This is a genomic window from Pseudomonas sp. MIS38 (assembly GCF_019891575.1).
Lineage (GTDB): Bacteria > Pseudomonadota > Gammaproteobacteria > Pseudomonadales > Pseudomonadaceae > Aquipseudomonas > Aquipseudomonas putida_A.
The window spans coordinates 213,176-232,340 of sequence record NZ_JAFLXF010000005.1; the positions used below are offsets into that span (position 1 = coordinate 213,176).

The 19,165-nt window shown below is 60.8% G+C and carries 16 protein-coding genes; 13 read left to right on the forward strand and 3 right to left on the reverse strand.

The genetic code is table 11. From position 1 onward, the window contains the following. Positions 1–63: 63 nt before the first annotated feature. Positions 64–2,409, reverse strand: coding sequence for an acylase (locus J1G18_RS08940; RefSeq protein WP_223007503.1), 2,346 nt, complete (start codon positions 2,407–2,409; stop codon positions 64–66). Between the two features lie 277 nt (positions 2,410–2,686). Between J1G18_RS08940 and J1G18_RS08945 the strand changes: the two genes are divergently transcribed. Next, entirely contained in the window at positions 2,687–3,064 is a 378-nt protein-coding gene (locus J1G18_RS08945) for a fe2+ zn2+ uptake regulation protein (protein ID WP_027612026.1), read from the forward strand. A gap of 18 nt (positions 3,065–3,082) precedes the next feature. On the opposite strand, the gene J1G18_RS08950 is transcribed toward J1G18_RS08945, so the two are convergent. Further along, the gene (locus tag J1G18_RS08950) at positions 3,083–3,271 is read right to left on the reverse strand and encodes a hypothetical protein (RefSeq protein ID WP_007961862.1); all 189 of its coding nucleotides are present in this window, start codon (positions 3,269–3,271) and stop codon (positions 3,083–3,085) included. Positions 3,272–3,428: 157 nt separating this feature from the next. On the opposite strand from J1G18_RS08950, the gene J1G18_RS27965 reads away from it, so the two are divergent. The 6 genes from J1G18_RS27965 to J1G18_RS08975 all read left to right on the forward strand — a co-directional run bounded on the left by J1G18_RS27965 (position 3,429) and on the right by J1G18_RS08975 (position 10,877). Beyond that, positions 3,429–3,563 (forward strand): hypothetical protein, encoded by a 135-nt coding sequence (locus tag J1G18_RS27965; RefSeq protein WP_007961861.1) that lies wholly within the window; start codon positions 3,429–3,431, stop codon positions 3,561–3,563. A gap of 264 nt (positions 3,564–3,827) precedes the next feature. Continuing rightward, the gene (locus tag J1G18_RS08955) at positions 3,828–5,084 is read left to right on the forward strand and encodes an MFS transporter (RefSeq protein WP_223007504.1); all 1,257 of its coding nucleotides are present in this window, start codon (positions 3,828–3,830) and stop codon (positions 5,082–5,084) included. Further along, the gene (locus J1G18_RS08960; RefSeq protein ID WP_223007505.1) at positions 5,081–6,211 is read left to right on the forward strand and encodes an acyl-protein synthase; all 1,131 of its coding nucleotides are present in this window, start codon (positions 5,081–5,083) and stop codon (positions 6,209–6,211) included. Before J1G18_RS08955 ends, J1G18_RS08960 begins: the two co-directional genes overlap by 4 nt. 1 nt (position 6,212) lies before the next feature. Further along, positions 6,213–8,615 (forward strand): aldehyde dehydrogenase family protein, encoded by a 2,403-nt coding sequence (locus tag J1G18_RS08965; RefSeq protein WP_223007506.1) that lies wholly within the window; start codon positions 6,213–6,215, stop codon positions 8,613–8,615. A 49-nt stretch (positions 8,616–8,664) separates the two neighbouring features. Beyond that, positions 8,665–9,954 (forward strand): phenylacetate--CoA ligase family protein, encoded by a 1,290-nt coding sequence (locus J1G18_RS08970; RefSeq protein ID WP_223007507.1) that lies wholly within the window; start codon positions 8,665–8,667, stop codon positions 9,952–9,954. Next, entirely contained in the window at positions 9,954–10,877 is a 924-nt protein-coding gene (locus J1G18_RS08975) for a GNAT family N-acetyltransferase (RefSeq protein ID WP_139055882.1), read from the forward strand. The genes J1G18_RS08970 and J1G18_RS08975 overlap by 1 nt, the downstream gene beginning before the upstream one ends. A 48-nt stretch (positions 10,878–10,925) precedes the next feature. Here J1G18_RS08975 and J1G18_RS08980 read toward each other — a convergent pair whose 3' ends face one another. Continuing rightward, complete coding sequence (locus tag J1G18_RS08980) at positions 10,926–11,453, reverse strand: hypothetical protein (protein WP_098963937.1); 528 nt, start codon at positions 11,451–11,453, stop codon at positions 10,926–10,928. A gap of 381 nt (positions 11,454–11,834) precedes the next feature. Between J1G18_RS08980 and J1G18_RS08985 the strand changes: the two genes are divergently transcribed. The 6 genes from J1G18_RS08985 to glgA all read left to right on the forward strand — a co-directional run bounded on the left by J1G18_RS08985 (position 11,835) and on the right by glgA (position 19,159). Beyond that, on the forward strand, positions 11,835–13,826 hold the full coding sequence (locus J1G18_RS08985) for a methyl-accepting chemotaxis protein (protein WP_223007508.1): 1,992 nt from the start codon (positions 11,835–11,837) through the stop codon (positions 13,824–13,826). Between the two features lie 164 nt (positions 13,827–13,990). Next, positions 13,991–14,437 carry a DUF411 domain-containing protein gene (locus J1G18_RS08990; protein ID WP_223007509.1) on the forward strand — a complete coding sequence of 149 codons (447 nt, stop codon included), beginning with the start codon at positions 13,991–13,993 and terminating at the stop codon, positions 14,435–14,437. Further along, positions 14,437–14,871, forward strand: coding sequence for a YqaA family protein (locus J1G18_RS08995; RefSeq protein WP_097089622.1), 435 nt, complete (start codon positions 14,437–14,439; stop codon positions 14,869–14,871). Before J1G18_RS08990 ends, J1G18_RS08995 begins: the two co-directional genes overlap by 1 nt. 86 nt (positions 14,872–14,957) lie before the next feature. Continuing rightward, complete coding sequence (locus tag J1G18_RS09000) at positions 14,958–16,010, forward strand: alpha/beta fold hydrolase (RefSeq protein WP_134786295.1); 1,053 nt, start codon at positions 14,958–14,960, stop codon at positions 16,008–16,010. 13 nt (positions 16,011–16,023) lie between these two features. After that, positions 16,024–16,977: a D-2-hydroxyacid dehydrogenase family protein gene (locus J1G18_RS09005; RefSeq protein WP_223007510.1), complete on the forward strand. Its 954-nt coding sequence runs from the start codon at positions 16,024–16,026 to the stop codon at positions 16,975–16,977. 595 nt (positions 16,978–17,572) lie between these two features. Beyond that, the gene (glgA, locus tag J1G18_RS09010; RefSeq protein ID WP_027612038.1) at positions 17,573–19,159 is read left to right on the forward strand and encodes a glycogen synthase GlgA; all 1,587 of its coding nucleotides are present in this window, start codon (positions 17,573–17,575) and stop codon (positions 19,157–19,159) included. Positions 19,160–19,165: the final 6 nt, after the last annotated feature.

Here is a 19,165-nt window from a genome sequence, read left to right on the forward strand (position 1 = left end):
ACTCAGGGCACAAAAAAGCCGCTGTTCCCGTCAAGGAGCAGCGGCTTTTTCGTTCAGCCTGACTTACTGCGCAACCACCTCGGTGCCCTTGCCCGCCACCTCGCGAACCGTTTGCACCTGATACTGCGGATCGGCAGCGATCTGCTGCTCAGTGAACGGCAACACGCTCCACTGCTTTTTCGAAAACGCCTCGGTCTGATCCCGGGAATATTTCGACTCAGGGTCGCTCGACAGCGAGAACGCCAGCAGCCCTTGAGCGTGCGGGCCTTTGTCGTCAAAGGTCACCACTTGCAGGTAGCTGGTGCCGCTGACCACTTCGAGTTTGCCGTCTTCACGCGGCACGCTCTGGATCGCGTTGTAGATCCCCAGCGTTCCCGGCCCGCCGTGAATTGCGGTTTGTTGAGCGCCGCTGCTCGCCACCTGAATATCGCCCCAGCGGGTTTCAGGCTTGAGACCCATTTTCTGCGCAGTGGCAGCCGACGCCAGCAGCGCTTCACGCAGTGCCTTGCTCACGGCCGGTTGCTCGATCGCCAACCCGCGTGGCGTGTGTTGCGGGTCTTTTGGATCGAACGGCACACGCCAGACATCCGGCGACGCTTGCAGCGCCTGCATGATGTTCTGGAAATGCACCAGACCAATGCCCGAATCCAGATTCGCCCGGCCATCCCAACCCTTGAGACTGGCACAAACCGGCTTCAACGCGGCCGCGTCCGCACCCAGATCCGCAGCGCAGAACTTCAGCAGATCAGGCAGCACCTGAGTCGCCAGATAGACGTTGTCGTCCATCACCATCTGTTGCAGATCCTTCACCGCCAGCGGCCCTTTTTTGCCGAGTGTGTTCAGACGCTCCAGCGCAAATCTTGATCGCAGGCCCAGCGGCTGGCCGTCCTGACTGATCAGCGGCGAGAATCCGGTCAGCGGTTGTGCCGGGTTCGCCAGCCACGCGGAATCGTTGGAATGCTGGACGAAGTCCTTGCGCAACAGTTGCGGCAGCTGGCTGGCGGCATAGATGCCCTTCTGCGCAGCTTGCGGATCGATATCCCAGGCGCAAGCGCTGTTGGAACCGTCGAGCACGATCATCTGCAAGCCGATGCGCGGGTCGCTGCACTTGGCCAGTTTGTCGGCGCTGACGTTCGGCACCACCGACAGGTTCATGTACAGCGTCTGCCCCTTGTCATCCACGGCCAGGGTGTTGACCCAGGGGATGCCCTGAAGCTTGTGCACCGAATCCTGCAGAGCCTTGAGGCTCGACGCCTGGTTCATCGCGTACCACTGCGTCAGCACGCGATCATTGTCCAGGTTGGCGTCGCGCAGGCTGTAGGCGTACTGATGATCCCAGTCGAGTTTGCCCGGCCATTGCACGATCGGGCCGAACTGCGAGCTGTAGACATCGCGCGAGACCGGCACCACCTGACCGTCCGCCTGTTTGACCTGCACAGTGACCGTCTGCTTGTTCAACGGCAGCGACTTGCCGTCGAGCAGGTAGCGGGTCGGGTCTTTCGGGTCGAGTTGCAGACGATACAGGGTGAAATGTTTGGATGAATCCACGGTGTGGGTCCAGGCCAGATGCTGATTGAAACCGATGTTGATCATCGGCAACCCCGGCAAGGCTGCGCCCATGACGTCGAGTTTGCCCGGAATGGTCAGGTGCATCTGGTAAAAGCGCATGCCGCCAACCCATGGAAAATGCGGGTTGGCCAGCAGCATGCCGCGTCCGTTGAACGAGCGTTCGCTGCCGACCGCCACGGCATTGCTGCCGCGATCCAGAGCGAAGCGCTGCAGGCGCGCGTCCGCCAACTGATAGGCCCGGGCATCGCTGCCGAGCTGCGCCGTGGCCTGCGGCGGCGTCGCGCCAGCCAGGGCTTCGGCGAATTGCCCGACACCGCCCTCGACCAACAGGCGCCGAGTGAGTTTGACCAGATCTTCGGCGCTGATATCACGCACCCACTCACCCTGGCACTGTTGCGGGAGACCCTGCTGGCGGCGTTCGGCGAGATAACGGTTATAGCCCGCGGCATAACCTTCCACCAGATCGTGCACCTGCGCCGGTTGCGCGTCCCAGAAGGCTTTCACCGCTGCGGGAGTGTTGAGCCAGGTGAAGAACAGGTCGCTGACGCGATTCTCGCGTTGTTCGACGGTGAACTGCTCCGGCCCGAAATAACGCGAGCGCTGGCCATTGACCGTGACGATCTCGTTGGCCAGCAGGCACAGGTTGTCCTGCGCGTAGGCGTAACCAATGCCGAAACCCAGTCCGCGTTCATTTTCCGCGCGGATGTGCGGCACACCAAAGGAAGTGCGGCGGATATCGGCACTGGCTTGTGCAGCGGGACTGAACGCATGGGCGGACAGACTGAGTCCGAGAAACGCACCGGCGAGGGCCAGTCCGGTTAACTGTCGGGAAATAATCACACTCGCTCCTGAACGACAAGACAAGGATCGGCGCTTGCGCCGGATCCGCTCTGAAATTGATTCATGCGCCTGGGCGCAAGACGGCTGTTCAGGAAACGAATGCGAGAAAAAAAATTTAGCCAGATTGAGGAAGGTGAAATTCACTGATTACGGGAAAACAACGAATAACCGACAAAATTTCTACATATTTCCTTTCATGATTTGTCGTGCTGAAACGTCTTGTTTACTGAGAGCAGTCAAAACGTTTCCTGATCGGGCTCTGAAAAGGAGTAACCCCATGTACAACTCGCAACTACCAATGGATGGTAGCCAGGCGTCACAAGGAGCTTCCATGAGTTCCCGCGCGAGCAGCTTCGCCCCCAGCCCCGAGCGTCAGGGCAATGAGCGTATTCGTCTGTTGCTGAAAAGCTTCGGCCTGCGCACCAGTCTGATTCGTCTGAAAGTCATCGACGCCCTGCTGGTCGCCGCACAAAGTGATCGACGCCTGGGCGTGCGCGGCGTGCACAGCCAACTGCTGGACCTGGATATTCCGTTGTCCTTTCTCAGCGTGCGCGAAGTGTTGAAGCGTCTATGCGCCGAAGGGGTGGTCACCTTCAACCCGGACAAGAGTTACAGCCTGCATCCACAGGCTGCTGCAGTGCTCAATCACGATTGAAGCGTCCCGCGATCGCCGTCAGGGTTTGACCTTGCGGCGCATCACCCCGTTGATCACCACCACGACCACCGCCACACCCATGGCGATGTACTGGAACATCTTCTGACTGATCATCCCGGCATTTTGCAGCCAGGACAGGCCGAGCATGATCGCCAACACCGACAGGGCGATCAGGATCGAGTATTTCAAACGTTGCTTCTGGGTCATTGCAGGTTCCTGAAACTTTCAAATGTATCCGGTTTGTATCCGGTTGCATGCCATGCACATACCATGTTGCGGGGATGGGCCTGGCTGAACGCGGTCTCATGTTACAGCCGATGAAGAGTTTTGGCTTCATGCCGGCGTAACCATGAGGATCTTTGAAATGTTCCGTCGAATCACCTGGCTGATTCCTGTCCTTGCCGTTCTGACCTTGAGCGGCTGCATCATTTTCCCCCACGGCGGCTGGCATGACGACCACCATCGTTATCAGGAAGGCCCCGGTTATTACCATCGATAAAACAGGATCGTTCGCCCGCCGGTGCGCCTGAAATACCGGTCGGGATACCTCACCAGCCTTTTCAATGCCAACCATGCCCGCCCGCCAGCGGGCATTTTTGTTGGCGCGCCTGTGCCTCGCAAATGCCTTTTCGATCAGCCTGCAGGGGTCAGTAAATACGCTGTAAGTATTTGAAATTTCATGTCGCAGCAAAGGATTGGCTGCCGCGACAACTCTGCCTCTAGTCTCTGCGAACTTTTCTCGCTTACTGAAACAGGGATGTTTATGCAGAGAACCTTGATCGTAATGGCGCCCGTGCAGATTATCGGATTCTGCCTGGCCATTACCGCTTTTGAACTGCTCACCTATATGGCCAGCGACATGATCATGCCGGCCATGTTGACGGTGACCGGCGAGTTCAACGCCAATACCCGGCATGTAGCCAACGCCTTCAACCTGTATCTGATTGGCGGCGTGTGCCTGCAATGGCTGATCGGCCCCCTTTCCGACCGTTACGGCCGGCGTCGCTTGCTGTTGCTCGGTTGTGCGCTGTTCGGCCTGGCGTGCAGCGCCGCAGTTATAACGCAGCGCATTGAAGCCTTTAATGCGTTGCGCCTGATCCAGGGCATGGGCCTGGGCTTTGTGGTCGCCGTCAGCTACCCGACCCTGCAGGAAGTGTTCTGCGAGGCCGATGCCGTGCGCCTCATGGCATTACTGGGCAACGTGGCGCTACTGTCGCCGCTGCTCGGCCCTTTACTCGGCAGCCTGCTGCTGGAATGGCTGAGCTGGCGACAGATGTTTCTGGGGCTGGCGGCAACGAGTGTGGTTGTCTGGCTCGCTCTGTTTGTCTGGATGCCGGAAACGATCGACGTCGTGCGCCGTGACGGCCAGCGACAGGCTCCAGTGGCGTTTTCGCTCAGGCAGATCGGCCTGGGTTACCTCGCGCTGCTGCGCAACCGCCGATTCATCGGCGCCAGTCTGACACTGGGCCTGATGAGCCTGCCGCTGATTGCCTGGATCGGATTGGCACCGGTGCTGCTCATGCAACGCCTTGAGCTGTCTGCGCTGGAATATGGCCTGTGGCAAATCCCGGTGTTTGCGGCGGTGATCCTCGGTAATTTACTACTGGATCGATTGCTCGTCGGGCACACGCTCGCCCAGGTGATCGGTCTGGCCCTGTGGCCGTTTTGCCTCGGACTGCTGGGGCTGATCGCTGCTGCCCTGAGTTCGGCTGCGCTGCCATTGGCCGTTTGCGCACTGGCCGTGTATGCACTGGGGCTTGGTATGAGCAACGCCGCGCTGTACCGCCTCGCGCTGTTCTCCAGCGATGCGGGCAAGGGGCTGGTGTCGGCCATGATCGGCATGCTGTCGATTGCCGTAATGGGCAGCGGCGGCTCGCTCATCGCCATCATCGGCGGTGGCTCGAACCTGCAATCCTTTTCCCTGCTCGCCGGCCTCGGCGGCCTGCTGTGCCTGCCCCTGCTCTACCGCCTTCTGCGGCACCCGCCGCGCCCACCACACATCAATAAGGATATTCGATGACTCTGTTCCCCCACAGCGATGCGCTTTGCGCATTGCCGCAGCCCTATTGCCAGGAGGCCGTCCCCAAAGGGCTGTTCAATCTGGCCATGCGCGAAATCACCCGGTTTCACGCTCGCCATACGCCCGGTTATGGCCACTGGTTGAACGCCCATGCAATCGCTGTCGATGACCTGGACGAGCTCGACGACTGGTCGCAATTGCCACCGATTTTCGCCAGTTTCTTCAAGCAACAGATGCTGCTCAGTCCGACGGGCGAAGACGCCCTGGAACTGACTTCCTCCGGCACCAGCGGACAGAAAAGCCGCATGCGCTACGACGCGCGCAGCCTCGGCGCCGCGCAGTACATGGTCGAACGGATTTTCGCCCAATATGGCTGGATTACCCCGCATGTCCCGTGCAACTACCTGTTGCTCGGCTATGAGCCCGAGCAGAAAAACACCTTGGGCACATCCTTCACCGATCAGTTCCTGTGCAGTTTTGCTCCCGCCAATCGGGTGGTTTACACCCTGCGTCGCAACGGTGACGGCCACCAGTTTGATCTGTTCGGCGTGATCAGCGCCTTGCAGGCCTTTGCCGAAGAAGGTCTGCCGGTGCGCATCTTCGGCTTTCCCGCCTTTCTCTGGGAAACCCTGCAACGCATGCGCGCCACCGGCGTGGCGGACCTGCAACTGCCGGCCGGATCATTGGCATTTTTCGGCGGCGGCTGGAAAACCCGCGCCGCCGAAGAAGTCCCCAGACAAGCCTTATATGCACGGATCCAGCAACAACTGGGCATCGCTACCCAAGACTGTCGCGACGGTTACGGCGCCGTCGAACACGCGGTGCCTTACGTCGAATGCGCCCACCATCACTTTCACGTACCGGTCTACGCGAAAGTGTACGTACGCTGCCCGGTGGATTTTTCGGTCTTGCCCTATGGGCAGCGCGGCCTGCTGAGTCTGGTCTCGCCCTACATTTCCTCAAGCCCGGCCCATGCCGTGGTCATGAGCGATCTGGCCACGCTGCATCCCGGCACCCGTTGTGCCTGCGGTCTGGCCAGCGACTGGTTCCAGTTGCATGGCCGCGCCGGCACCACGGCCGCGAGGAGCTGTGCCATGGCCGCGTCCGAACTGCTGGGGAGGCACTGATATGTACCTGATCAACGGTCAGTTGCACACCGAGTGCAGCCTCGACAGCGCCTTGCACCAACTTCAGCGGGAGTTGCCACGAAGGCTGCAGATTCCACTGCAAACCAGCACATTGCTTGCCACTGCCAAGGCCTTCGCCGAACGTCTGCAACAAGAAGAAACGGAACTGCCACTGGCTCCCGGTCAGCGCGAGGCACTGATCGATTTCTGCCAGCCTGCCGCCCTGCAAGCCAAGCTGGATCGTGAACTGGGCTTGCGCCCGGAATCGCTGCGCCGTATCGACTATCGACAGTCACGCTTCGAGCGCTGGAGTCCGCTGGGCCTGGTGGTGCATATCACTCCGGCCAATGCGCCGCTGCTGGCGTTCTGTGCGGTGATCGAAAGTCTGCTGAGCGGCAACGTCAACTGGCTGCGTCCCAGCAGCAGTGACGCGGGCTTCACCGCGCGCCTGCTTCAGGCGTTGGTTGCATGCGACCCGAGCGGACAACTCAATGGTTACGTGGCGGTGCTGCCGACCCGCACCGAACAAATCGGCCAGTTGTGCAGGCACGCCAACGGTGTCGCGGCGTGGGGTGGCGAAACCGCGCTGCAAGCCATCCGCCAGCAGATCCCGCCAGGCTGTCGCTGGATCGACTGGGGGCACCGCATCAGCTTCGCCTACCTGACCCCGGACGCCGCATCGCCCGCTGTCCTCGATGCGATTGTCGATGAAGTCTGCCGCCTCGATCAGCAAGCCTGCTCCAGCCCGCAGTGGTTGCTGGTGGACAGCGACGACGCGCGCGTACTGAACGATATCGGGGCACAACTGGCCGCCGCGTTCGAGCGCCGTGCCGGTCAATGGCCGGCCCTTGCACCGACGCTTGAAGAGGCTTCGCAAATCACCACCTGCACGGCAATGGCCCGGCTGGCCCAGAGTTTTGCCGGGCAGACCGGCCGGGTCTGGAGTGCGTCGGGCTGGCGGGTGATCTGGAGCCATGATCGCCAGCTCGAACCTTCTGCGCTGTTTCGCAGCCTGTTGCTCAAACCAATGCCCCGCGAGCGGCTCAGCGCCACGTTGCTGCCCTGGCGCAACGTGCTGCAGAGCTGCGCCTTGCTGTGCCCCGAGGCGCAGATCGCTGAACTGGCGCAAACGCTGATTGCCGCCGGTGTGACGCGCATTACCCCGATCGAGACTATTCACGATGGCTACGACGGCGAACCCCACGACGGTGTTTATGCGCTGCAGCGCCTGAGTCGACGCGTATCGGTCAGTCTGCCGACGAACGTGCTGACCGGCCATTCCACGCTTGATCAGCTGCCTGCCCCACCACCACTGACCGGACTGGCGATCATGGACAAGGGACAGTTCGTCCGCCAGCCGCCGGATTCAGCGGCGCAGCTGTTCTTTCGCTCCGGCGGCAGCAGTGGCGCACCTGTGCTTTCCGGCTTCAGTTACCACGACTTCCAGCGCCAGATGCAGGCGGCCGCTGATGGCTTGCTCGCGGCCGGACTGGACCCGGCGCAGGACAGGGTCATGAACCTGTTTTTCAGCGGCGGACTGTACGGCGGCTTTTCCAGTTTTGCCAAAGTACTGGAACAACTGCAGGCCCGGCACTGGCCGATGGGCGCCCCGGCGGACGACGATTACCGCGAGATCGCGCAGATGATCGAGGCTCAACGGATCACCGTGCTGATCGGCATGCCCGGCACCCTGCACCGATTGTTTATCAACGAACAACAAATACTGCGGCGCTACGGTGGCGTCGCCAAGGTCTTTCTCGGTGGCGAACACCTGAGTGAGCAAACCCGCGAGCTCTTGCAAAGTTGCGGCGTCAGCCTGATCCGCTCGGCGATTTACGGCAGCGTTGATGCCGGTCCCCTGGGCCATGCCTGCCGGGCCACGGCAGATGGCGTTTTCCATCTGATGAGCGACATCCAGCACCTGGAAATTGTCGATTTCGAGCATGACGTGCCGGTCGGTGACGGCGAATCCGGTCGTCTGCTGGTGACCTCCCGCGAGCGTCAGGGTCAGTCCGTGCAGCGCTATGACATTGGCGACAGCGGACGCTGGTTACCCGGCCCGTGTGCCTGCGGTCTGACTTCGCCGCGCTTCGAACTGCTGCAACGCCACGGCAACCTGCTGCGCATCGGCACCGATTTTATTTCGCTGGCGATCCTGGAGCAGCACCTTCAGATGCCGTTTCAACTGGTCCTCGATCACGGCCCTGACGGCCTGGAACGCATGCGCCTGTGCTGCCCTCAGGAACCGGCCGAGGCCCACCGCCGACTGCAGAATTATTCGACGCTGACCACGCTGGTGCAGACCGGTTTGCTCACGCTGGACGTCGAGCAATGTGCCGTCGAGCAGTTCGCCCGAAACCGGCACAGCGGCAAAGCTCCCCTACTGATTGATACGCGCCGCTGACAGCAGCTATCTGCACGCGGCCCATCGCCACTTCATACAAGAAAAAATCATGAACACGATCGTTGAATTGAACAATTTGCTCGGTTACACCCGCCAACATTCGGCCTATTGCCGCGAACACTTCAAACATGTCGCGGCACCCATCAGCGCTTTGACTGAACTGCCCCTGATCGACCCTGAACAATACTGGCGTGACAGTCAGCATCCGCACCAATGGCCAGTGTTGTCAGGCCCGCTGGAAGACGCGATGGTCTTCAAGACCGGGGGCACCACCGGCTCAGGAAAACTCTCGCTGTTTGCCCGCGCAGAATGGCAAACCCTGGTGCGCGATTTCGGCAGCCAACTCACGGCGCAACTGAACCCCGGCGACCGGGTCGCCAATCTGTTCTTCGTCGGCGACCTGTATGCCAGCTTCATTTTTCTTCACGACGCGCTGGCACATGTCCAGACTCCCGTCAGCGAATTTCCCTTCACCGGGGCCGTCGACAGCGCCGTACTGGCCGAGTCGATCGTTGCGTACCGGATCAATGTGCTGGCCGGTCTGCCGGCGCAAATGCTCAAATTCGCCGCCTGGCTTGAGCGCCAGTCACGGATCCTGGAGGGCGTCGAAACCCTGCTCTACGGCGGCGAAAGCCTGTTCGCCGCCCAACTGCAAACGCTCCAGCGGGTGTTCCCGAACGCACGCATTGCCTCTATCGGCTACGCCAGTGTCGATGCCGGACTGATCGGCGTCAGCACCCGCGATTGCGCCCTGGGCGAACACCGGATGCTGGAGCGGCACAGCGTGCTGGAGATCATCGATGAGGTGAGCGGTGCCGTCATCGAAGAGTGCAACCGTAACGGCAGGCTGGTCCTGACCAATCTCACCCGGCGCCTGATGCCGGTGATCCGCTATCCGGTCGGCGACCTCGCCTGCTGGCGTGAACCGGCGGGGACGCCGATGCGCAAGTTCGCCCTGATGGGCCGCAGCATGAACAGCCAGCGCGTGCGGGTGAGCGTGTTGAGTCTGGATACCGGTGACATCGGCGAGCTTGTGCGCAAGATCGCCGCCAGCGATGACTGGCAACTGCTCATCGAACAGCGAGCATGCAAAGATCTGCTGAGCCTCAAGTGGGTACCCTGCACGCGAACGGCTGACATCAGCCAGGCAAGCTCAACCCTGCACCGTGCGCTGATCGACCAATACCCGTTGATCGAGAAGCTGCAGTTCGATCAATTGCTGGAGCTGAACGTGATCGCCTGTGCGAACGATGAACTGACCTGTCATCCACGCTCCGGCAAACATCAGCGGGTCGTGGATCGACGGGTTTATGACCATCCGCAGCAGGGGCAAGCGTGATGGACACGACAACCATCCGCCGCTATCGCGTCGCCGATGCGCCGGCAGTCAGCCGCCTGTTCGAAGAAATCTACGGTGTTCATTATCCTCAACCCCACGTGTATCTGCCCTGGATGATCAGCCAGAACCACAGCGTCGGTCGCTGGCACTCGCTGGTGGCGGTGGTAAACGAACATATCTGCGGGCATGCCACGTTGTTTCGCCAATCTGGCCGAACCGCACTGGCGGAGCTGGCACTGACCGTGGTGCACCCGGACACTCGCGGGCAAAACATCGCCACCCAGTTGGGCCAGCAGTTGCTGATTCATGCCCAGGCGCTGGATTGCCGAGGCGTGACGATCAAGCAGGTCACGCACCACCCGTATACGCAGCGCATGGCCGCCGGCCTGGGGTTTCACAGCTGTGGTCTGTTGCCCGATTACGCGCCTTCGCCGTTCGGTGGAACAGGGCGGGAGACGATTGTTGTGGGTCACTGCAGCATCGACGGTTATCGGCGCCCGCTGCCGGCACTCGCCTGGCCGCAGGATTGCCGCGAGCTGATGTCGCGTCTGGAGGCGGTGTTTGGTACCACCGACCATACCGTGCCATGGAAAGGCCCGAAGATCCGCTTCGATCACGTATCCGGGCGCTACGACCTGCTGCTCAAGGCCCTCGATGACAACCTGCTCGAGCAATTGGGACAACTGCCGGCGCACTGGCTGATTTCGATCAGACTCAGACTCGCCCAAGGGTTTTCCAGCGCGCTGCGCAAACTGGCCGATGCCGGTTTCGCTTTCACCGGGATTGTCCCCGATGACCACAGCGACGGCTGGCTGGCACTGTTTCATCGTGGCTACCAGGCCTCCACGCTGAGTCTGCACTGTCCACATATGCAGCACCTGCAGGATCAGGCGCAGCAGGCCGGCGAAAGGTATCAGGACTAAAAACGAAAACGGCCCACCCAATCAATGGGTGGGCCGTGGGTGACCGGCTCAGGCCTTGGACTTGACGCCTTGATCCACCGGTTTCGCCGCGTTGCCTTCACCGTAGGTTTTCAGGTTCTGCAGCACATAGATCGCCTTTTTGTATTCAGGGATCAGGTTCTTGCCGTAGGCATTGCCATTGAGGCCATTGTTCTGAATGGCGTCGAGCTGGGTGGCGAAATACTCCAGCGCATTGAATTTTGCATCAGGGTCTTTGGTCACGCCGAAACGGTCGAACTTGTCGCCAGCATTGAGCAATGTAAAGGAGGTGATGTCGGAAATCAGCCCGCGTTCACGCAGAAAAACACTCAGATTGCTCAGTTGCTTGACCGAGACATTCGCCGGATCGAACCCCTTGATATTTTTGCGCAGGCCCTGCTTGTCCATTTCGGCTGTGTTCAGCGCGTTAGGATTGGTGCCGACCTTGGCGAGCATCTGCTGCACCTTGAGGCTTTGTTTGACCTCTTTCTTCGCGCCTGTATTGCGAACCAGCACCCCTGCCTTGCTCTCCCAGCCGCCGACAATGCCGATCGTCATGAGAAGACTCCCTGTGAAATAACCATGAAATGCCCTTGCTGGACTACTTGAATGCCGGGAAGTATCTACCGGCGAACTGGTGGCACCAACCCTTTTAGTGCAGCCGCTTACAATTTTTGTACATTCTCGATACAAATTGCCAGAAGCTCACGGTGTCGCGGTTTCATGGCAGTTTGACGATTGCTCGCGAAGCTTTTTTTGCGCTGGCTGACGGGAGAGTCGATCCATTTGTATCGGAGTCGACACGCCCCTTCCGTCAGCCCGAAACTTTCTTGCACCAAAGTACTTAAAGCTTCCCCGCTCGCCGACGATACGCTGGTGTGACCCCGCCGTTTTTCCCTCGACCCCACAATAAGAATCGCAGCTCAAGGACCGGTATCCATGCCCGCATTCCGCACCATTCAGGCTCGCTACACGTTATTTCTGGTTCTGTTCATCATGCTGCTGTCGGTGCTGACCGTGGTCGGTATCAGCCAATTGGTCGCGCCCAAGCTGCGGCATACCGAAGAACAGGTGGTGCTCAACCGGATTGCCGAAGTCGCCGAACAGATTCAGGGCGAACTGAACAAAGTCCAGGCGCAACAGCGCAGCATCACCCAGACCATTCCCCTGCTCGACAGCGCGGCCATCGACACAGTGTTGCCGGGCCTGGTGGATCAGTACGGCGAACTGAAAGTCTTCGGTGGCGGGATCTGGCCACTGCCGGGTCAGCGTGAGGCCGGGCGCAACAAGTTCAGCACGTTCTGGCACCGCGATGCCTCGGGCAAACTGGCGGTGAATACCTTCTGGAACAGCGATGCGGCGCCCAACTACTACGACCAGAGCTGGTACAAGGGCGGCATGCAGACCCCGCGCGGCCAGTGCGCCTGGGCCGCTGCCTATAAAGATGACGCGAGTGCCGAGCCGCGCACCAACTGCGCCATGGCGATCCAGAAAAACGGTGCGGCCTGGGGCGTGTCGACCATCGACGTGACGCTAGGCTTCTTCAACGATCTGGTGGCGCGCAAGGAAAAAGACCTCAACGCCGAAATGCTGATCGTCGAGGCCGACGGCAAGATCATCAGCAACAGCTCGCGCATCAGCGGCCCGATCGTACTGAAGAACATCAGCGAACTGGCCGCCGGTTCGACCTTCGCCAGTCAGGTCAAGGCCGGCCTGCAAAACCGCGATCAGGCGCAACGCATCGAGTTCGACAACAACGGCGAAGCCAGCACCTTCTTCATGCGCCCGATCGAAGGCACGCCGTGGTTCCTGGCCACCGCCCTGCCAACGAAAATGCTCACCGCCCAGCGTGACGACGTGCTCAGCAGCCTGAGCCTGCTGCAGATTCCGCTGGTGATCCTGCTGGTGTTGTTGCAGGTCTACGCGATCCGCCAACTGGTGTCGCGGATGAAAGCGCTGAAGGCCAACATCGACTTGCTGTCCAGCGGCGATGCCGACCTGACCCGGCGCATCACCATCCGTGCCGAAGACGAACTGGGCGCCATCGGCCACTCGGTCAACACCTTTATTGCCTACCTGCAGAACATGATCGGTGAAGTCACCCAGGCCACCGGCGCCATGGCTTCGAGCCTGGACGACCTGCAGCGTACGTCGGCCAACACCAGCCAGATTCTGCTGCGCCATGCTTCGGAAACCGATCAGACCGTTACCGCCATCACCGAAATGAGTTCGACGGCCGAAAGCGTTGCGCAGAACGCCGCTGAAACCGCTGCGTTCACCCAGCGCGCCAACGAAAACGCCGATCGCTCACGGGTGGTGGTCGGTGAAGCGACCAACAGCGTGGTGGCCTTGATCGACGAAGTGGCCAGCGCCACCCAGAAAGTCGAGAACATGCAGCAGGACGCGCAGCGCATCACCGAGATTCTCGGGGTGATCGGCGCAATCGCCGGGCAGACCAATCTGCTGGCGCTCAACGCCGCCATCGAAGCCGCCCGGGCCGGTGAACAGGGTCGCGGCTTTGCCGTGGTCGCCGACGAAGTCCGCGCCCTCGCCGCTCGCACCCAGGCCAGCACCTCGGAAATCAACGAGATGTTGACCCGCCTGACCCAAGGCGTGAGCTCGTCGGTCAGCGCCATGGAAAACACTCAGGCCAGCTGCCAGTCCGCCGCCGACGCCACGGCGCGGGTCAACTCCGGTCTGGATGAAATGGCCGGCTCGGTCAGCCACATCAACAGCCTCAGCACCCAGATCGCCACCGCTGCCGAACAGCAGAGTGCGGTCACCGAAGAGATCAACCGCAGCATGGTGCAGATCCGCCACATGGTCGAAGAACTGGTGCACAGCGGCCAGGCCAGCGAACTCAACACCCGCCAGTTGCTGGAAGCCAACAACCGGGTGAGCGCGATCATGGGGCGGTTCAAGGTTCGTTGAGCCTGACAGATTTGTAATCTCCCGCTCAGCAGGCTGTCAGGCTTGATCCATGATCATCCTGCCAGCCTGCCTTGTATCAACTTGAAACACTCCGTTGATGCCCGGCAGGATAATCCGGTCAAAATACTTTCCTTTTTGACCGTCATCCTTGTCGAGAGCCCACCATGCGAACCTCCCTGCGACTGGCCGCCCTCAGCGCCCTGCTACTGTCCTCCCTGGCCCAGGCCGGCGAGCTGATCCCGATCGAAGTGCACCGCGACGCCAATTGCGGCTGCTGCAAAAAATGGATCAGTCACCTCGAAGCCAACGGCTTCAAAGTCGAAGACCATGTCGAAAGCGACATGAGCAGCTTCAAGCAGCAACACGGCGTGCCTCCGCGCCTGGGCTCGTGCCATACCGCACTGATCAACGGCAAGTTCGTTGAAGGCCATGTGCCGGCGGAACAAGTGCTGGCCCTGAGCAAGCGTGACGATCTGCTGGGTATCGCCGCGCCGGGCATGCCCATGGGGTCACCGGGCATGGAAATGGACGGCATGAGCGATGCCTATCAAGTGATCGGCCTGAAAAAAGACGGCACGGATGTGGTGGTGGCAGACTACCCGGCGCATTGATGGCTGCCGGTTACGTCGGGCTGTTCGCGGCGGCGTTCGGCGCTGCGACGCTGTTGCCGCTGCAATCCGAAGCGCTGCTGGTCGGGCTGATCGCCAGCGACCGTTACTGGCTCTGGGGCCTGCTGGGCGTAGCGACGCTGGGCAACGTCCTCGGTTCGCTGGTCAACTGGTGGCTGGGGCGCGGCCTCGAACGCTTTCAGGATCGACGCTGGTTCCCCGTCAGCCCCAACCACATGGCCACGGCGCGCAAACACTACGAGCGCTATGGACACTGGTCGCTGCTACTGAGTTGGCTGCCGGTGATCGGTGATCCGCTGACCCTGATCGCCGGCGTCATGCGCGAGCCGCTCGGGCGCTTTCTGCTGATCGTCACGCTGGCCAAAGCTGCGCGTTACGCCGTGGTGGCGATGCTGACCCTGGGCTGGCTCGGTTGAACATTCCGGCCATCGCGTTGCCTGTGGTTAACGTCGCCCTAATCCGGGCGTTCCAGCATCGGCCGATTTCCATGGAGTTTGCCCTTATGTCCGTCACGCTATCCCGCTGGCTGCCCGGCCTGGTCCTGACTGCTGCGCTGCCGCTGTTTGCCCACGCTGCAGCGCCCACTGAAACTGCACCCGCCGATGGCCAGACCTATGGCCCGGAGCTGCAAGGTTTCCAATACCCCTACACGCTCAAACACTTTGCCTTTCAGTCCCAGGGTAAATCCCTGCAGATGGGCTACATGGACGTCGCCGCCCACGGCAAGGCCAACGGGCGCACCGTGGTGCTGATGCACGGCAAAAATTTTTGCGCCGCCACCTGGGACAGTTCGATCAAGGCCTTGAGCGAGGCCGGTTACCGGGTCGTCGCGCCGGATCAGATCGGCTTCTGCACCTCCAGCAAACCCGATCACTACCAGTACAGCTTCCAGCAACTGGCGACCAACACCCAACAGTTGCTCAAGGCCTTGGGCATCCAGAAAGCCACCCTGCTCGGCCATTCCACCGGCGGCATGCTCGCCACTCGCTACGCGCTGCTGTTCCCGGATCAGGTCGAACAACTTGCGCTGGTCAACCCGATCGGCCTGGAAGACTGGAAAGCCCTCGGCGTGCCGTACCGCACCGTTGATCAGTGGTATCAGCGCGAACTCAAAGTCACCGCCCAAGGCATTCGCGACTACGAGCGCAACACCTATTATGACGGCCGCTGGAAACCCGAATTCGACCGCTGGGTCGACATGCTCGCCGGCCTGAGCAACGGCCCGGGCAAAACCCAGGTGGCGTGGAACTCCGCGCTGATCTACGACATGATCTTCACCCAACCGGTGTACTACGAGTTCAAGGACCTGAAGATGCCGACCCTGCTGTTGATCGGCACGTCCGACACCACGGCCATCGGCAAGGACCTCGCGTCCCCCGAGGTCAAGGCGAAAATCGGCCACTATGAGGTGCTCGGCAAGCAGGTCGCCAAGCTGATTCCACAATCGACGCTGGTGGAGTTTCCCGGCATGGGCCACGCGCCGCAGATGGAAGAACCGGCGAAATTTCACCAGGCCTTGCTCGGCTGGCTGAACAACACCAATCCCGTTCGTTGATGAGGTAAGACTGATGGCGGTGCAGATTGCAGTGATCGATGACTGGCAGGACGTGGCACGAGACGTGGTCGACTGGTCGGTGCTCGACAGCATCGGCGACGTGACGTTTGTGCATGACTACCCGGCGGACAATGTCACGCTGGCAGAACGATTGAGCCAGTACCAGGTGATCTGCGTGATGCGCGAGCGCACGCGTTTCGATCAGGAGCTGCTGCAGCGTCTACCGAACCTCAAGCTGCTGGTCACCGGCGGCATGCGCAACGCGGCGCTGGACATGCAGGCAGCCGCTGGCCTCGGGATCAAGGTCTGCGGCACCGACAGCTACAAACACGCGGCGCCGGAACTGACCTGGGCGCTGATCATGGCCGCTACGCGCAATCTGCTGAATGAAGCCAACTCCCTGCGCGCTGGTGGCTGGCAGCAAGGGCTGGGCGGTGATTTGCACGGCAAGACCCTGGGCATTCTCGGTCTGGGCAGCATCGGCCAGAAGGTCGCGCAATTCGGTCAGGTGTTTGGCATGCGCGTGATTGCCTGGAGCGAAAACCTCACCGCCGAACGCGCACAGCAGGCCGGCGTGACCTGGGTCAGCAAGCAGCAACTGTTCGAACAGGCTGACGTGCTGTCGGTGCATCTGGTGCTCAGCGAACGCAGCCGCGGGCTGGTCGACGCGCAGGCGCTGGACTGGATGAAAAACACCGCGCTGCTGATCAACACCGCGCGCGGGCCGATCGTCGATGAAGCGGCGCTGATCAAGGCGTTGCAGAAACAGAAGATCGCCGGCGCGGCGCTGGATGTGTTCGATCAGGAGCCGCTGCCTGAACTGCACCCGTTTCGCACATTGGAGAATGTGTTGGCCACGCCACATGTGGGGTATGTCAGCCGACAGAACTATGCGCAGTTCTTTGCGCAGATGATCGAGGATATTCAAGGCTGGGCCGCCGGGAGCCCGCTGCGCCTGTTGAATTGATCACAACTATTCGACTGCGGTGAATTGACTGACGCCTTCGCGAGCAAGCCCGCTCCCACAGTTTATTTGTGCACGACGCATTTCCAATGTGGGAGCGGGCTTGCTCGCGAAGGGGCCTTAATAGACAACACATCAACAAACTGCCCGCACCACAACAGTGCGCCCTCCCTTTGCACTAGCACAAAATCGTGACCAACCAGTCACCGTTTTAGCCCTCTCCCTCAAAAAAACCTGCCCTTCGTCGGTGCGTTCCTGCTTGAACACCACGGATTTCGTTGCCTGCAAACCGATTGTCGAACAATTTACCCGTTTGCTCTCGCCCGCTCTAGGATCTGGCCTAGACTGACTTTCGCGGATTAAAACCGGCCAGTCACAAACCCGAAAAATTGTCGAAACTTTTGCAGATGGCGGCGGGTCATCTGAAAGGCAGGGTCAACGCGACTGGTGCAATCCTTGCAACGGCCCCTTCACCCATTCTGCTTGCACGTGTTGGGTAGCGTTTGCTCACCGATGCGTGGCGCGTTTGCGCCCGGCCACAGGATTTGGCCACAGCTTGTTCGATACAAGAATCAGATCAACGACACGGGAGATTCATATGATCAGTGCGGCATTGGATATTCAGGGAGAGCGTGCTCAGCAGGCGGTTGGTGAATCGAGCACGGTGAGTCTTCCCGGCAGCCGGTCGATCAACGTCCCGGGCACTAAAACGCTGACGCCGGTCGCCAGCCAGAATCCCAACAAAAAGAAAGTGTTGTTCGTCACCTCGGAAATCGCCGATCTGGTGAAGACCGGTGGTCTGGGGGACGTCTCCGCCGCCCTGCCCCGCGCCATGGCGCACCTGCACGATGTGCGCGTGTTGATCCCAGGTTATCCGCAGGTGATGCACAGCGAAAACCCGATCCACATCATCGGCGAACTCGGCGGCCATGCCGCGCTGCCCCCGTGCAAGATCGGCCGCATGGACATGCCGGACGGGCTGGTGATCTACGTGCTGATCTGCCCCGAGCTGTATGAGCGTGAAGGCTCGCCGTACGGTGCCAACAACGGTCGCGATTGGCCGGACAACCATATTCGTTTCGCCCGCCTGGGCCTGGCCGCTGCCGACATCGCCGCCAACCTCGCACAAATTCACTGGTGCCCGGATCTGGTGCACGCCCATGACTGGCCCGCCGGTCTGGCCCCTGCCTATATGCACTGGCGCGGGCAGCGCACGCCGACCCTGTTCACCATTCACAACCTCGCCTATCAAGGCGTGACCAGTCTCGGCTCGTGCCCGGAGCTGGGTATTCCGACCCACGCCCTGCAACAGGAAGGCATGGAGTTCTACGGCAAGATGTCGTTCCTCAAGGCCGGCATGGCCTATTCGAGCCACATCACCACCGTCAGCGCGACCTATGCGCAGGAAATCACCACCCCGGATTTCGGCTGCGGTCTCGACGGTTTTCTCGCCGCCAAGACCCAGCAAGGCTTGCTCAGCGGCATCCCCAACGGCATCGATGAGAGCTGGGACGCGGCCACTGATCCACACCTGTTCGCGCCGTTCGCCATCGGCGACTGGGAAGGCAAAGCGATCAATGCCGCCCATGTGCGTGAACTGTTTGGCTTGAACGATTCCAGCGGCCCGCTGTTTGCCGTGGTCTCGCGTCTGGTTTATCAGAAAGGTCTGGACCTGACTGAAGCCGTCTCCGAATACATCGTGCAGAACGGCGGCCAGATCGCAATCATCGGCCGTGGCGAGCCGGAAGAAGAACAGGCCATGCGTGAACTGGCGCTGCGCTTTCCCGGGCAGATCGGCGTGCGCATCGGCTTCAATGAGACCGATGCCCGGCGCATGTTTGCCGGCAGCGATTTCCTGCTGATGCCGTCGCGTTATGAACCTTGCGGCCTGAGCCAGATGTACGCCCAGCGCTTCGGCTCTTTGCCCGTGGCACGCAATACCGGCGGCCTGGCCGACACCATCGAAAACGGTGTCACCGGTTTCCTCTTCGACGAATCCACTGTCGAGAGCTACCGCGAAGCCCTGAGCCGCGCGTTCAAGGTATTCGCCTTCCCCGACCTGCTCAACGCCATGCGCTGCAGAGCGATGGCCGCGCCGTTCAACTGGTGCAAAGCGGTCGAACCCTACGCCGAACTCTACGAACAACTGGTCGCCAAGGCGCTGGGTAAAGCCGGCCACAAATAACTCAGG

Excerpts from the sequence above, each read along its gene's own strand:
- J1G18_RS08945 (WP_027612026.1), top strand. The coding sequence starts at position 2,687 with ATGTACAACTCGCAACTACCAATGGATGGTAGCCAGGCGTCACAAGGA.
- J1G18_RS08950 (WP_007961862.1), bottom strand. The coding sequence starts at position 3,271 with ATGACCCAGAAGCAACGTTTGAAATACTCGATCCTGATCGCCCTGTCG.
- J1G18_RS27965 (WP_007961861.1), top strand. The coding sequence starts at position 3,429 with ATGTTCCGTCGAATCACCTGGCTGATTCCTGTCCTTGCCGTTCTGACC.
- J1G18_RS08955 (WP_223007504.1), top strand. The coding sequence starts at position 3,828 with ATGCAGAGAACCTTGATCGTAATGGCGCCCGTGCAGATTATCGGATTC.
- J1G18_RS08960 (WP_223007505.1), top strand. The coding sequence starts at position 5,081 with ATGACTCTGTTCCCCCACAGCGATGCGCTTTGCGCATTGCCGCAGCCC.
- J1G18_RS08965 (WP_223007506.1), top strand. The coding sequence starts at position 6,213 with ATGTACCTGATCAACGGTCAGTTGCACACCGAGTGCAGCCTCGACAGC.
- J1G18_RS08970 (WP_223007507.1), top strand. The coding sequence starts at position 8,665 with ATGAACACGATCGTTGAATTGAACAATTTGCTCGGTTACACCCGCCAA.
- J1G18_RS08975 (WP_139055882.1), top strand. The coding sequence starts at position 9,954 with ATGGACACGACAACCATCCGCCGCTATCGCGTCGCCGATGCGCCGGCA.
- J1G18_RS08980 (WP_098963937.1), bottom strand. The coding sequence starts at position 11,453 with ATGACGATCGGCATTGTCGGCGGCTGGGAGAGCAAGGCAGGGGTGCTG.
- J1G18_RS08985 (WP_223007508.1), top strand. The coding sequence starts at position 11,835 with ATGCCCGCATTCCGCACCATTCAGGCTCGCTACACGTTATTTCTGGTT.
- J1G18_RS08990 (WP_223007509.1), top strand. The coding sequence starts at position 13,991 with ATGCGAACCTCCCTGCGACTGGCCGCCCTCAGCGCCCTGCTACTGTCC.
- J1G18_RS08995 (WP_097089622.1), top strand. The coding sequence starts at position 14,437 with ATGGCTGCCGGTTACGTCGGGCTGTTCGCGGCGGCGTTCGGCGCTGCG.
- J1G18_RS09000 (WP_134786295.1), top strand. The coding sequence starts at position 14,958 with ATGTCCGTCACGCTATCCCGCTGGCTGCCCGGCCTGGTCCTGACTGCT.
- J1G18_RS09005 (WP_223007510.1), top strand. The coding sequence starts at position 16,024 with ATGGCGGTGCAGATTGCAGTGATCGATGACTGGCAGGACGTGGCACGA.
- glgA (WP_027612038.1), top strand. The coding sequence starts at position 17,573 with ATGATCAGTGCGGCATTGGATATTCAGGGAGAGCGTGCTCAGCAGGCG.